The 14,377-nt window shown below is 59.7% G+C and carries 12 protein-coding genes; 1 reads left to right on the forward strand and 11 read right to left on the reverse strand.

What is annotated here, in order from left to right:
* Nucleotides 1-255 precede the first annotated feature (255 nt).
* The 4 genes from VSP_RS35790 to VSP_RS35795 all read right to left on the reverse strand — a co-directional run bounded on the left by VSP_RS35790 (nt 256) and on the right by VSP_RS35795 (nt 5,406).
* Nucleotides 256-1,155, reverse strand: coding sequence for a PP2C family protein-serine/threonine phosphatase (locus VSP_RS35790; RefSeq protein WP_009961966.1), 900 nt, complete (start codon nt 1,153-1,155; stop codon nt 256-258).
* 33 nt (nt 1,156-1,188) lie between these two features.
* Nucleotides 1,189-2,319, reverse strand: coding sequence for an aldose epimerase family protein (locus tag VSP_RS16190; RefSeq protein WP_029190497.1), 1,131 nt, complete (start codon nt 2,317-2,319; stop codon nt 1,189-1,191).
* A gap of 77 nt (nt 2,320-2,396) precedes the next feature.
* A complete protein-coding gene (aspS, locus tag VSP_RS16195) occupies nt 2,397-4,202 on the reverse strand; it encodes an aspartate--tRNA ligase (RefSeq protein WP_009961968.1) in 1,806 nt (601 codons plus the stop codon).
* A 148-nt stretch (nt 4,203-4,350) separates the two neighbouring features.
* Nucleotides 4,351-5,406: an NHL repeat-containing protein gene (locus VSP_RS35795; protein ID WP_198141406.1), complete on the reverse strand. Its 1,056-nt coding sequence runs from the start codon at nt 5,404-5,406 to the stop codon at nt 4,351-4,353.
* Between the two features lie 208 nt (nt 5,407-5,614).
* On the opposite strand from VSP_RS35795, the gene VSP_RS16210 reads away from it, so the two are divergent.
* Nucleotides 5,615-6,055, forward strand: a complete 441-nt coding sequence (locus VSP_RS16210) for a hypothetical protein (RefSeq protein WP_009961971.1) — start codon at nt 5,615-5,617, stop codon at nt 6,053-6,055.
* Nucleotides 6,056-6,166: 111 nt separating this feature from the next.
* Here the strand turns inward: VSP_RS16210 and VSP_RS16215 are convergent, their stop codons facing one another.
* The 7 genes from VSP_RS16215 to VSP_RS16255 all read right to left on the reverse strand — a co-directional run bounded on the left by VSP_RS16215 (nt 6,167) and on the right by VSP_RS16255 (nt 14,303).
* Entirely contained in the window at nt 6,167-7,051 is an 885-nt protein-coding gene (locus VSP_RS16215; protein WP_029190498.1) for an NAD(P)-dependent oxidoreductase, read from the reverse strand.
* A gap of 64 nt (nt 7,052-7,115) precedes the next feature.
* Nucleotides 7,116-7,958, reverse strand: coding sequence for an MBL fold metallo-hydrolase (locus tag VSP_RS16220; RefSeq protein ID WP_009961974.1), 843 nt, complete (start codon nt 7,956-7,958; stop codon nt 7,116-7,118).
* A gap of 100 nt (nt 7,959-8,058) precedes the next feature.
* Nucleotides 8,059-8,664 (reverse strand): peptidylprolyl isomerase, encoded by a 606-nt coding sequence (locus tag VSP_RS16225; protein ID WP_269724133.1) that lies wholly within the window; start codon nt 8,662-8,664, stop codon nt 8,059-8,061.
* A gap of 138 nt (nt 8,665-8,802) precedes the next feature.
* On the reverse strand, nt 8,803-9,135 hold the full coding sequence (locus tag VSP_RS16230; protein ID WP_157210932.1) for a hypothetical protein: 333 nt from the start codon (nt 9,133-9,135) through the stop codon (nt 8,803-8,805).
* Between the two features lie 1,061 nt (nt 9,136-10,196).
* Nucleotides 10,197-10,787: a hypothetical protein gene (locus VSP_RS16245; protein ID WP_009961980.1), complete on the reverse strand. Its 591-nt coding sequence runs from the start codon at nt 10,785-10,787 to the stop codon at nt 10,197-10,199.
* A 38-nt stretch (nt 10,788-10,825) separates the two neighbouring features.
* The gene (locus tag VSP_RS16250) at nt 10,826-11,410 is read right to left on the reverse strand and encodes a hypothetical protein (protein WP_009961981.1); all 585 of its coding nucleotides are present in this window, start codon (nt 11,408-11,410) and stop codon (nt 10,826-10,828) included.
* A gap of 280 nt (nt 11,411-11,690) precedes the next feature.
* Nucleotides 11,691-14,303 carry a DUF7133 domain-containing protein gene (locus VSP_RS16255; protein ID WP_009961982.1) on the reverse strand — a complete coding sequence of 871 codons (2,613 nt, stop codon included), beginning with the start codon at nt 14,301-14,303 and terminating at the stop codon, nt 11,691-11,693.
* Nucleotides 14,304-14,377: the final 74 nt, after the last annotated feature.

Genomic DNA, 14,377 nt, shown 5'->3' on the forward strand with positions numbered 1-14,377 from the left:
CGGAGGTGAGGGGAGATTGAAAGCTCATCCGACAGGCGAAAGCGGCGTCGAGCCGCACGCACTCCAAGACGCTTCGCGAAGTTCGCAGGCGCTGGAGCAAAAGAGTCCTTCATCTGGCATGATCGCCCAACGCGCCAGCGTCTTGGAGTGCCGGTGGCTTGACACCGCTTTGGCAGCCTCTGTGATTTCCTGCAATCCGCAGACCTCTTGCAGGGCTGGTGATTACCTCTGATTCAGTCCATTTCTGCTCCGTCGCTACTCACTAACCAAATTTCCCTCAGCGCCGTAGGCATCAGCGCCCTGAGGCCCCGAACCCGTGCTGGAGGCTTCCGCCGCCTCAGGCGCTTGTTTGCCGCTCGCCGCGGCGGGAATTTTCACCACGGCCACGGTGGTGTTGTCCTGCCGGGGGTGGTGGGCTCCACGAACCGCGAACAGCAGGGCATCAGCTATCTTTCCGGCAGTCGTATTTGTGCCAAAAGCCAGCAGGTCCTGAATGGTTTCCGCGTCCAGCGTGAGCACTCCGTCGCTGGCCGCTATCAGGACGTCTCCCGGCTTCAGAGGGAACTTCTCCATCCGGGCATCCACCAGGGTCAGAGGCAGCCCCATACAGGCTGATTGCAGCACGTGCCGGTCGGGGTGGAACTGGGCTTCTTGAGCGGTCATTTCGCCGCGCCTCACCCGATCATCGAGCAGGGGGGCAAGGGAGTGATCTGCATTGAGGCGCTGCAACTGCCCTTCCCGAAAGAGGAAAAGCGGGGAATCTCCTACGCTGATCCAGTGGGCATGGTCTGCGGTCACGACCAAACCGATGAAGGTGCTGCCCATGGGTGCCTGGTTCCACTGCAGGCGATGGCTCAGGTGATGCAGGGCCTCGTTGGCCGCTTCCAGAGCCACACGAAGCCGCCACGCAGCGGTCAGGGCACTCCGGCGGTAGGCCTTGATGAATTCACTGACCAGAAGGAAACTCGCCACGTTGCCTCCTATGTGCGCACCCAGACCATCTCCCAGGCCAACCAGCAGACGGGTGAAAGGGGGCTCCAGTTTCTCCGACACATCGCCAAAGGCATAGTAGTCCTCCTGCTTCTCGCGGTGACCAATATGCTGGCGGCCGGCGAAGTCCTTCTCGACCTCAAACCGCGGTCCTGGAGCTCTCAAGGGAGCTTTTTTCAAAGACGGAGTCACACCCAGTTATTCGACGCTGAACTTAAAGATGCATGTGTGCTGGTAGCTGTCCCCAGGAGAAAGTTTCGTGGTGGGGAACTCCGGCCGGTTGGGACTGTCTGGGAAGTGCTGTGTCTCCAGGCAGAAAGCATGACGTGCACCGTAGCTATGGCCCTTCTTGCCGGTGATCCCCAGATGGTTGGCCGTGTAGAGCTGTACACCAGGTTCTGTCGTCAAAACTTCCAGCACGCGCCCCGACTTGGGATCTTTGGCACGGGCGGCCACGCGGAGTCCAGATCCATCAAGAATGAAGTTATGATCGTATCCCTTGCCCTGACGGAGCGGCTTGAAGTCCGCATTGATGCGCACCCCGATCTTATGAGGGCTGGTGAAGTCCAATGGAGTCCCGGCGACCGGGGAACGCTCACCTGTCGGGATCAAGGTGTCGTCTGTCGGTGTGTAGTAGTCGGCATTGATGCTCAACTCCTGACCCAGAATGTTGCCACTGCCTTCACCAGCGAGGTTGAAGTAGCTGTGGTTCGTCAGGTTGACGACCGTGGATTTGTCCGTGGTGGCACGGTATTCGATCTCCAGGCTGTTGTCATTCGTCAGCACATAGGTGACCTTGCATTGCAGCGTCCCGGGGTAACCCTCCTCGCCATCAGGGCTGGTGTAGGTGAGTTCCAGTCCAGCCCCACCCCGTTTCATCGGTCGGGCGGTCCAGACTTTTTTGTCAAAACCCACTCGACCACCATGCAGGTGGTTGGGGCCATTGTTCTTGGCCAACACATACTCCCGCCCATCGAGTGTGAACCTGCCACCGGCGATCCGGTTTGCATAACGCCCGGTAATACAGCCGAAGAACGGGCTTGAGGACTCGTATTGGGCGAGGTTGTCAAAGCCCAGCACCACATCCTCGAACTGTCCCTGGCGGTCTGGTGCCGTGAGGCTGACAATCACCCCGCCATAGTTGGTAATCTTCGCCTCCATGCCCTTTTCATTGCGCAGGGTATAGAGACTGACTTTCTGTCCGTTCTTGGTTTCGCCCCAAGATTCTTCTGTGACGGTCATATGGGTGCCGGATTGCAGCGATTGACAAGAAGCCAAAGTGCCTGACAGCAGGGCTGCCAGGCACAGGAAAGTCGGAATTAATTTCATGGATTGGCGTGAGGAATTGGGCGCATTCTGAACAAATCGCCACCGACTGGCAATCCTGTTCGAACGTCGGCCCCTCCTTACGCCTGCTCTTCCGCCTTTTTCTCCTTCCAGGTGCTCTGGATGTAGATTTCGCGGAGCTGTTTGAAGTCGGCCGGACTCGGGCTGGCGGTCATCAGCTCCATGCCACGGTTGTTTTTCGGGAAGGCAATGACCTCACGGATGCTGTCCTCACCGGCGGCCAGCATGATGATGCGGTCCAGACCGAGAGCCAGACCGCCGTGGGGCGGGGCACCAAACTGGAAGGCTTCAAGGATGTGGCTGAACATGATCTTCTGCTCCTCCTCGCTGACGCCGAGAACGCTGAACATCTTGGCCTGGAGATCACTCTCGTGGATCCGCAGGGATCCACCGCCCAGTTCACAACCGTTGAGCACCACGTCGTACGCGATGGCGCGTACTTCGCTGTACTTTCCTTCTTCCAGCAGCGGAATGTCTTCGGTCTTCGGCCGGGTGAATGGGTGGTGCACAGCGCACCATTTGGCGTCTTCCTCGCTGTAGGCGAGCAAGGGGAAGTCCACAACCCAGAGGAAGTTCAGCGCATCGCTGCCCTTCGTAGTGCCCATCATCTCAGCCACCTCAAGGCGGACGCGTCCCAGGATGGTGCAGGTGCTTTCCCATGGGCCAGCCACGAAGAAGACGATGTCGCCTTCCTCGATCTTCATGCGCTCAATGAGCGCCGCCTTTTCCTCATCGGTAAAGAAGCGCCAAAGCGGGGACTTGTACTCGCCGTTCTCATATTTGATGAACGCCAGCGTCTTCACGGGCAGACCCGCCTGGATGGCGATCTCGTTGAGACGGTTCATCTGGCCGGTGGTGACGGAGGCGAAGCCCTTGGCGTTGATGGCACGAACCACTCCGCCGCCGTCGAGCACGCCGCGGAAGATCTTGAACTCGGTCTTGGTGAAGATGTCACCGAGGTCGGTGATCTCATTGCCGAAGCGGGTGTCGGGCTTGTCGATGCCGTAGCGGTCCATCGCCTCTTTCCACGTCATGCGCGGGAAGGGGAGGGGGATTTCCACGTCGCGACCGGCCTTGAACATGTCCTTGAGCAGGCCTTCCACGAGGTTGTAGATGTCTTCTTCCGTGGGGAAGGACATTTCGATGTCCACCTGAGTGAACTCGGGCTGGCGGTCTGCACGGAGGTCTTCGTCACGGAAGCACTTGGCGATCTGGAAATAACGCTCGAGACCCGCGACCATGAGCAGCTGCTTGTACTGCTGGGGGGCCTGGGGCAGGGCATAGAACTTGCCCGGGCTCAGACGGGAGGGCACGAGGAAGTCACGCGCACCTTCCGGGGTGGACTTGGAAAGGATCGGGGTCTCCACCTCCACAAAACCGTGGGCATCGAGGTAGTCACGCGTGGCCTTCGTCACCCGGTGACGGGTGCGCAGGTTCCGAGTCATGCGCGGACGACGCAGGTCGAGGTAGCGGTACTTGAGACGCAGGTCTTCGTTGCTGAGCTCCTTGTCGAGCTGGAAGGGCAGCACCGCGGCCTTGTTGAGCATCGTGAGGCTGGAAACGACAAGCTCCACCTCACCGGTGGCGAGCTTGTCGTTGTTCGTGCCTTCGAGGCGCTTCACCACCTTGCCGGTGATCTGGAGGACGTCTTCATCACGGAGCTTGTGGCTGGCGGCAGCGGCTTCGGGGTTCTCCTCGGAACGGAAGACGATCTGAGTCACGCCTTCCCGGTCCCTCAAGTCCACGAAAATGACGCCGCCCTGGTCGCGAGCCGAATTCACCCAGCCAGACAGCGTGACGGTTTCCCCGACGTGGGCGAGGCGCAGTTCGTTGCAGTGGTGCGTACGGTAGGTGTTCGGTTGCATGGGGTGGGAAAAAGCGAGCGGGTGAAATGCCAGATTTCCGGGGGTTGCGCAAGTGGCATTGTGGTTTCTGCTTGGGCTCCTGCCCCGGAAATGAGAAGCCCCCGGGCCGGGAACTCCGGCACCGGGGGCAAAAGGGAGAGGGCAGGTGCTAGAGTTTCTGGAGTTTGGAGACGCGGCCGCTCTGATTCCAGTCCATCACAAAAAGATTGCCTGCGGCGTCATACCCGATGCCGTGGGGGGCGGTGAAGATGCCGTCCTTCCAGTCTGTGGTGGGAACTTTGAAGTTGGCCCATTCCTTCTTGTTCGGGTTGTCCCCCAGGTGGGCCACTTCCTTGTTGTCCTTGTCCAGAATCGTGACCCGGCCCTGAAGCTCAGCGATGGCGACCTCGCCATTGCGAATGGACATGCTGCACGGGCGGCGCAGGTTCTCGATGACCACGGCCACGAACTTCCCCTCGAGGTCGAAGTGCACCAGACGGCTCTTCTCCCGGTCTGCCACAAGCAAGAGGGGTTGGGGGCCGCGAGTGTCCAACGAGATGCCGTGGGGGTTGGAGAGCAGTTCTTTCGTAGGATTTTTGAGATCGGGGTCTGGGCCTCCGAACGAGCTCACGTACTTGCCGTCAGCGCTGTAGCGGTGGATCCACTTCTTTCCGTAACCATCTGCAGCGTAGATGTCGCCATTGGGGCCGACCGCCACTCCTGTCACCTTGTATTCCCCCGCTTTGGTGTATTTGCCACTTTCCGCCGGGTAGGGGATGGTCAGCACGGGAGTGCCGTCCAGATTGAATTTGACCACCTGGCCCCCCTTGAGATGCGCTGCGTAGATGAACTGCTCCCCATTGGTCTCGTGGATCGCGAGGCCATGGCAGCCGCTGAATTTGGGATCGAAGGACCGGAGGTATTTGCCCTCAGGGGAATAGACCATGATTGAGCGGTCGGTGTCGGTGCTGAAGTAGATAAGTCCTGCCTTGTCCACCACGATGCCACCGTGGGTAGCCCCCAGCACGGCACCGGCACTGGTCGGGATTTCACACCACCCCGCGACGGACTTGAATTGGTGGGTGCCTCCCCCCATTTTCACGTTTTGCGTGACAGACGCGGTATCCGGCGGAGCGACTGCGTTCTGGGCGAGAAGACCGTCATGCGCTTCCAGTGAGAAGGGCGTGAGGGTGACAGCGGCAAGGGCCAGCAAGGTGGATCTCATGAGCATGTTTGGAGTTGGCATAAACGACGACATGGAGCGTATGTACGCAAGTTTCTTCCAGACGTGATATTTTCACATCTTGATGGTGGAAATGACCTTCACCCCCGGGATCTTTTTGCTTGCCGCTGCCAGAGGCTATCGCCAGACTGCGCACGGCCCCGCCAACTGAGCGGAGCCGCATGCACGCAATTCAACCCTATCTGTGATCATGAGCCAGTTTGTTCCTCTCATCTCCTCCGGCGTGGCCGGCCCGCTCGGGGTGCTTCATCTGCCCCGTCTCTGGCAGAAGGCCTCTCTCGAAGCCTCCGGCAAGCTCCACCCTGACTATCCCGGCTGCGGCAAGGGTTACGACCAGATGGTGCTCGACGGCCTCGGCCTGGACCGCGAAGAGTTCCTCGCGTACATCAAGAGCGACAAGCCCACCTATGTGCAGCTCGAGGGCTGGGTGCTCGCCAAGAAGGGGGGCAGTCTCGACAAGGCTGCTGTCCAAACGCTGAACGACGCCATCAAGGGCTACATTCATGACGACGCCACCCGGGCTGCCATCTTGAGCTCCGCTGGCCGTCCAGATGATGGCACCGTGAAGGACGCCATCGGTCTGAACAACCTGGACGACTGGCAGAGCTTCTACAACGAAGTGCTGAAGTAGCCGTGCCCGGCGCAGGCCATCAGGCTTGAATATTCAAAGCCCCGGAATCGCACACGATCCCGGGGCTTTTTGCAGGTTGTGAAAATCTGAAACCGTTTCAGACGGCGGGCATCAGCCGTGGCGGCCCTTGAACGTTAGTTCCGCGATCCCGCTCTTGTCGAGTTCGCCAAGGCCAAGGTCCACCATCTTGCGATACTGGGCCGTCGTGGCGTCATTGAGCGGGAGGTTGAGCCCCACTTCCTTGCCCATGGCACCCGCTATTCCGCTGTCCTTGGCGGCGTGGGCGGCGCTGAACCAGCAGTCATGGGATCGGTCGGCCATGTCCCCACCATCGGTCTCAAGCACCCGGGAGTTGGCCCCCGTCTGGGAAAACACCTCACGGACCATGTCCAGATCGTGCCCCAAGGCGGCAGCCAGACCCAGGCCTTCCGCCAGACCGGCGGTGTTGATGTTCATCACCATGTTCACCAGCACCTTCACCTCGGCCGCACGGCCGGGGCCGCCAATGAAGCGACGGTTCACGCTCATGTCTTCGATGATGGCCAGCACCTTGTTGTAGGTTGCCTCGTCACCTGCCAGCATGAGATAGAGCTTGCCTTCACGTGCGTGACTGATGCTGGAGGCCATGCTGGCTTCCAGTGAGCTTGCGCCTGCCTTCTTCGCAGCATCATACACCTCGCGATGGATGGCTGGCGAGACGGTGGCACAGTTGATGAAAATCTTCCCGGACGCGCCCTTCAGGAGGTTGTCACCCTCGCCAAAGAAGATCGTCCGCATGGACTCGTCATTGGTGACCACGGTGAAAATGACATCGGCGGCAGCCGTCACCCCGGCCAGTGTTTCAGCGTGATGGCACCCCACTTCCTTGGCGAGTGCGCTGGCACCCTCCTTGTAGGTATCATACACAGCGGTGACGTTGTAGCCGCAATCCATGAGGCGGCGCACCATGTTGGCGCCCATACGGCCAACTCCGACAAACGCAATGGTAGGTGACATAAAGAATTTAGGACGGTTGTGAACCGGAAAGACGGAAGGAAAGATGACGACGCAGCCCGGATTCTTAATCCGAGGGCACTGGATGCGGGGCGCGCTTGTACTCGGGATAGAACGGATTGTGCTGACGCTCCTCGCCCACGGTCGTCATCGGGCCGTGACCAGGGCACACCACTGTGTTCTCCGGCAGGGTGAAGATGGCCTCCCGGTTGGTCTTGAGCGCATCCGCATAGGACACCGCTCCGCCGCCCATGGAGCTGGCGAAGAGGGCGTCTCCCACGATCGCGATGGGACGCGCCAGCCCGTGGATCACGTACGTGGTGCCGCCTTTGGAGTGTCCCGTGGTCTGGCGGGTCTCGATCCGGAGATTGCCAATGGTGAATTCCTTGCCGATGGCGAACAGGGTGGCCCCTTCCCAGGGTTCCTTTTCGCATGCATAGAGAGGCTGTTTGCCCTTGCGCAGCGTGGCGATGTCCGCCACGTGGTCGGGGTGGGTATGGGTGAGGAAGACGGCCTCAAGTCGCACGCCCAGCGCGCGAGCCATATCAGCCATGTCGCTGGCGTCGGCACCGCTGTCAAAGGCGGCTCCTGCCTTGGTCGTGGTGTCCCAGACCAGGTAGGCATTCACCGTCATGTCATCGAATGTCGTGTTAAACTGGCGCAAGCCATTGATCTCCAGGGGATGTGGGCGCCAGGTTTTGCGCGCCATGACCACCAGGGTCGGGCCGTGCAACTTCAGCACTGGGGCGATCTTCTCCAGGACGTCTTCGTCCACCGACCCAGATTTGACTGATTCCAGAAGCTGGGGATCTACACCAGCCTGGCTGGCGAGTTCTTGATCGTTGATTCCGAGGCCACGCTGGGCCTTGGCTATCACGTCTGTATAGAGATCTTCAAGTGGGAGAAGCATCCGTGGGGCGGGGGTGAAAAAGCGTACCGGCGCGCAGAAAACTGAGGGTTGCCCATCAGATTACGCGCGCCGGAGAAATGATGGTCTCAAATACTCAGCACTACTGGGAAACGGTCACCTTGTTGATCGTGATCGGGTCCACTGGGACGTCGCCGTGGGGGCCCTTCCGGGTGGTCGGCACGTTCACGATGGCGTCACAGATCTCGATGCCCTTGGTCACCTTGCCGAAGACGGCGTAGCCCCAGCCATCCGGATTCGGATAGTCGAGGGAGGTGTTGTCCTTCACGTTGATGAAGAACTGGCAGGTCGCGCTGTGCGGGTTGCTGGTGCGGGCCATGGCGATGGTGCCCTTGGCGTTCTTGAGGCCGTTCTTGGACTCGCACTCAATGGGCTTGTCGGTCGGCTTCTGCTGCATGTCTGGGGTAAAACCACCCCCCTGGATCATGAAGCCCGGGATCACGCGGTGGAAGATGGTGCCTTCGTAGGTACCCTTGTTCGCGTAGCTGAGGAAGTTCTGAACGGAGATCGGGGCCTTGTCGGCGTCCAGTTCCAGTTCGATGTTGCCTTTGGAGGTCTCGAGGGTGACTTTCACTTTGCCTTTGACAGGTTGGTTGTTGGCGGGTGTTGCCGCGTCCTGGGCCTGGAGCCCGAGGGTAGCGCTCATGGTGAGGGCCACCAGCGTTTTGATAAAGGTTTTCTTCAACATGGGGCGGGATTGCAGCATGGAGTAGGGGGGAGCGCAATGGCAAATTGCTGGAGAGGGGGCTGATAATGGAGTCTTGGAGTGATAGAGCAGGGTGGTTGTGGCCAGAACGGGATGATTTTGCGCCAAAATGAGAACCTCTCACTCCCAAGACCAGAAAGGTTTTCGTGGAAGGTCAGGAACAGAAGTGATGTTGTCTTCCCAGGTGGCCGGATCCATGTCCCGCCCTGCCGTATAGACAATATAGCGAGCCTCGATGAATTCCCCTGGCTTCTGAGGATGGGCGATCTTGCCGTCCTTGTCATCGTCTTTCGATATTCCTCGCATGCCTTCCTTGTTGGCACCAGGTGGCTCAAGGAGGCAGGCACCACGAGCGTTCCATCGCTTCTCCGTCGCCGTCAGGGCTCCCAGAACGTCAGAGTCCACCAACACATCCGCCTGCAACGACCTGCCGAGCAATTCTGGCAACTCCATGATGTATTCCATCTCATACGCCTTGAGACCATTGACGATTAAGACACAGGAACTCCTTTCGCTGAGTTCTCGGTGGCCGCTGCCATGGAGAGTCCCAGTACGGCTGCAAAAGTCGGGGGCCTAAACGAGAAATGCCAACAGAAGCATCGCAATAACGAGGCACCCGCAGCCTCGGGGAAAACGAGAGGGACTTGGCACCACTTCGGGTGCGTCGAGCAGATTCCGTGGCATATCGAGGGGAAGAGGCGCCTACTTCCAGGAGGTGACGTTGTCTTTCCAAGTGTCGCAGTCTTGATCCGGGCCAGCGGAATAAAGAATCACACCCGAGAAGATGCCCTCACCTCATCGGGAAGTTGGCTTGTCGACTTTGACGATCTGATGGTGTCCCAGCCCTGATTGCCCGATGCCGGAGGCATCAAAGCCATTAGCCGGACGGTTGAAGGAGCGTAGCGACTGATACCTCCGGAAGATCAGATTCAGTATTGCATCCCGGAGCGGATGCCAGCGACGTCGCCTCCGGCATCTCAACTTCCCTGGAACACTGTTCCGATTTTAATCGGTTATTGACGCTGTAGGGGCCTCGGGATTGGAGATCTTGCCGTCGCCGTCCGAGTCACTGCGAACGCGAAAGGGGCCTCCCCAAGGGTCACGCATCTGTATTTGTGGGCCTCCGGAAGGGTCGCGCCACAGTCCGTGCTTACCCTTCTTGCTTTCTGGAGGGTCATAGAAACGAATCTTTCGCGGGTTCAGTTCCGACTCGACGGCCATGAGCGGCCTGAGGAGAACCTCGTCAACGGGGTGATTTTTGCTTTCCTTGAACCCGAGTCTATTGGTGATTGGCACATTATATTCCGTTTGGAACCCGGCGAGAGCAATCTCCAGCCCCTTAATGGCTGTCTTTGCCTGAAGTCGCTCAGCTTCTATTTCCGTGGAGTGTGCGACCCTGTGGGAATACTGAACCACGCGAGCAATCCCAAAACCAGCACAGCTGAGACGATACAGCCCCATCGGGGCCGATTGCCAGGCGGAGTGATTTCGAGGGCGTCCATGGTGGAGATATGTCACTGCCAGGATTTGAGATTGTCTCGGGTAGTCGATAGATCGCGATCCATCCCGGCAGTAAAGAGCATATAACGCCCATGCAACTGACTGCTGTTGTCATCTGGGTCCATCACCTTGTCATCTCCATCGGCATCATAGCGAATCATGACCGAATTCCCCATATCGTCGCGATATTGCAAAGTCCCAGATTCATCCCTCCATGCACCGCCCTTCTTTCGCTGGGCAACAGGAGGGTAGAAGAACCGAACCTTGCGTGGGTTGTACTTTGTTGATTCTGCCACGAGGGCACTCAGGATCTCCCCCTCGAAGACCAGATTCTGGTCTCCAGGGAGCTGCATCTCATCCAGAAGACAACGGTTGTATTCCGTCTGATAGGCCTTGAAAGCGATCTCGATGCCTTTCATCATGGTCTTGGTCTGAGGCTTGTGAGTTCGAGGGAAGAGAGCGATCAGCGCCATCACCGCGACAATCAGCAGCATCGGTGAGAGGGCCAACGCACACCCCCACTTGAACCCGGCGGGAGCAACCACGGGGCGTTCGCCTGGCTGTTCGGCGGGATAGATGTACGATTCTTCGGGTGGAAGGTTCATTGCAACAACGCCATTTGCCTCGCTCAACCCTCGCACTCTCACTTCCACGACGCCACATTATCTCTCCAGGTGCTGGGGTCGCCATCAGGACCTGCCGAGTAGATGAGGTACTGCGCCTTCACCGTCGCCGTCGGCATGGCCGGATCGGGAATCAATCCGTCACCATTCAAATCAGCCCGCACGCGGTAAGGCGCACCCCAAGGATCGCTGAGATGCACCACCCCAGTTGCATCGAACCATGCGCCATTCACCTGCCCCTTGGCCGCAGGAGGATCGTAGAAACGGACCTTCCTTGGATTGTGCGTCATCGACAACTGCATGAGGGTGGCCAGCAGGTCGCCTTCGGTGAGGCTGTCGTGCCCCTCAGTCAGCCTCACTTTGTCGCCCAAGGACTTGCCCACAGCTCGTCCATACTCCGTCTCGTAGCCATTCATCGCAATCGCCAGCCCTTTGATGGCCGTCTTTGCCTGGAGAGTGCGGGCTTTCTTGAACAGATAGCCGCCGCCGATAAGAAAGGTGCACGCCACCATCCCAATGATGGCAACCCAGTTCAAAGCCGTCGGGCCAAAAGGGACAATGGCCTCAGGAGCAGAGGTGGGCTGACGTGCGTGGGTCGATTCCACCAGAGGATTGCACCATGAAGTGCCGGTGTTGCACAAGGAAATTGTTGGGGCGAGAGAGCGTGCACCTCAGTCGTAGGTGCATTCGCAAGAATGCGCAACGCACGGCCTTTGAACGTCGTTGTCTCGTTTGTTGCCCGTTCGGTGAGTTCACCCTGTGAACCGCGTTCTCACGAACGCAGCCACGTTAAGCTCCACACCCGCACTCCCAAAAAAATGCCCCGCGGATATCCATCCCGCGAGGCATTCAAACCTACTTGCTAGCTTTTCGACCACTCGGTCCTCACTTCGCGCCCACTGCGGGAACAGCTGCTGCCGGTTTCATCACATGGAGCTCATGCACGCTCCAGAAGTTTCCCTTGGCAGAGCTCGTCTGAGTGATCTTCACAAACTTGGTCTTCACGGGTTTCTCAAACACCAGCTCCGTCACGGCCCCGGAGGGTTGCCCCGTGAGCAGAGGTTTGGACCACTCCGTGCCGTTGCTGGACACCACCACCGTGTAACCGCGGGGGAAGTCGTTGGCAGAACGGGTACTGTCCAGTTCCACTCCCGCCACCTCGGTCTCGGCGGGCAGTTCAATCGTCAGCCACTCGCCACCTGCCTGGAACTTGTTGGTGCTCCACCGGCTGCCAGGATCATTGTCCAGAGCCTTGGAGAGGGCGCTGTCGTTCAAGCTTGAGGTGAGCTTCCACTCCTTCGAGTTGGTCATCGGCTGAGGCAGTCCGGCCCGCAGTTCGTCAATGGTCCAGGCGACCACGCGATCCTTGTTCGCCGTGCGCAGTTTCTTCACCTCATCCTTCGTGACCAATGCGCCTTGGTTGCCAAAGGCCTTGCGCACATAGCTGGCCACATCGGCAATCCACTCGTCGCTGTTGCTGCCCAGTGGTACCATCTGCGACTCATACGTCTTGCCTTCGATCGGGCCTGCCAGACCATGCAGGAGCACCTTCACCAGGAAGTCGCTCTGCAGCACCGTCTTGGAACCAGCCAGCGGCGGGGCCATGGTCACCCCTTCACGACCGGGCATGGGCATCCCTTTGCCGTCAAAGCCGTGGCAGGCAAAGCAGATGGTACGAAAAGCCTCCTGCCCCTTCTCCAGACGCTTCTTGTCCTGCTGACTGAAATTGCCCGCCAGTTTGGGGGCTTCCACCAGGAGCTGCGCGCCGATCTCCTTCACCCCCAGAGACGGGCTCAAGAAGAGGGTGGTCTGCGAGTCCTTCTTCCAGTCCGGCCAGTTGAGCAGCTTGCCGGTCATGAGCGACTGCAGCACCACGGTGGGGGAGCTGTCCTGACGCAGGGACTTGATCTGGGCAATGAGGGCCTCGTTGCCCTGTTTCAGCAGCGTCTCCGCCACGCGGATGGCCGCCGCACGCACCTGGGCGTCCTCGTCCTTGAGCTTTTCCGTCACCAGTTCAGGAGTTAACGCGCCAAGACCTTCCAGGGTCCAGAGGGCATGGATGCGGGCCAGGTGATTCTCATGCTTCTGCGTCATGGCCACCAGGGCGGGCGCCACCGACTTGTCACTTTTCACAATCAGCATGCGCTGGGCGGTGTCGCGCCACCAGCCATTCGGGTGGGCGAGGTGCGCCACCCACTGGGCGGGCGTTTCCTCCAGCATGCGCGGCTGGGGCCCGGGCTTGAAGTCCTTGTGCGTGAGACGCCAGATGCGGCCCTTGCCGATGTTCTTCTCGAACCCGTTCTCAATGACCTTGCCGCGCAGGTAGCTGCCTTCCTTCACCCAGTTGCCTTCCTGGATGATGCCGCGATACATGTCCACGATGTAGAGGCAGCCATCCGGCCCGGTGGTCATGTTCAGCGGGCGGAAGTTCAGGTCCCGGCTGCGGAGGAACTCGGACTGGCCATGGGGATTCGCCACTGTGGTGACCCCGTCCTTCACCTCTACCGTGGCACGGCGGATGAGGCGGCCCACGGGTTCAGGAAGAAACACGTTGCCGTAAAGTTCCCTGGGCAGGCGGTCCCCGCGATAGACGGTCTGGCCCGCGCAACCGGTGAAGTGGTTCAGCGTGCCATCTTCAGGGCGTGACCGGTTGGGCCCACCCTGAAAGTCGTAGGCCCCCACGAGGGGCCAGACGGTATCGAAGTCCGCCGGCTTCTGGCTGCTCACGTTGATGGCTGCATAGAGGATGTGCGTCTGGTAGTTCCAGAGACCCTTTTCACCACCAGCGTTGGACCACCACATCTTGCCGTAGTCATCCTGCGCCACGCCCCACTGGCCGCCGTTCGCTGCCGTGTTCTCCTTGCCTGCCGCCACACCTGCGCCGTTCCAGCGCAGGCGGTAGCTGTTGTAGGTGGTGTAGATCCAGTTGTCCTGACCCCAGACCAGCCCGCTCGGCTGGTGCTCGAGGTTGCCACCACGAGGACCGCCCTCGTACCAGAGCGACTGTTCATCCGCCCTGCCATCCCCGTCCTTGTCCCTGTTGAGCGTGATGTCGTTCGTGTTTGTCACGCCCACGAGCACCCGGTCATCCAGCGGCAGCACCATGCGGGGCAGCAGCAGGTTGTCCAGATAGACGGAGTGCTTGTCATACACGCCATCGCCCTTGCTGCTCTCGTGCCAGCTGATCCGGCTCTTCGGCGTCAGTTCATCAGTGCCGTCGATGTCCTGCATGTAGGTGTTCATCTCCGCCACGTACATACGGCCATTCCCGTCGAAGACGCACAGCACCGGCTCCGTGACCTGGGGCTCGCTCAGCACGAGTTCCAGCTTGTAGCCATCGGGCAGCTCAATGGTCTTGAGCTCCTGCTCGGGCGAGAGCATCGGTGACTGCTTGATGAGCTGGGCTGGAGCAGGGGCCGGGGCCGGGGGGCCGTTGGCAGCCGTGGCGACTGCCGCTGGAAGCAGCAGGCAGGAGAGGAGGGCGGAAGTGCGTTTCATGGGAGGAAGCGGTCTCAAGGCGGAGTTAATACGGGCAATCCGGGAATAAGTTAGCGACGACGACGACGCCAGAT

The sequence above is a fragment of the Verrucomicrobium spinosum DSM 4136 = JCM 18804 genome (assembly GCF_000172155.1).
Lineage (GTDB): Bacteria > Verrucomicrobiota > Verrucomicrobiia > Verrucomicrobiales > Verrucomicrobiaceae > Verrucomicrobium > Verrucomicrobium spinosum.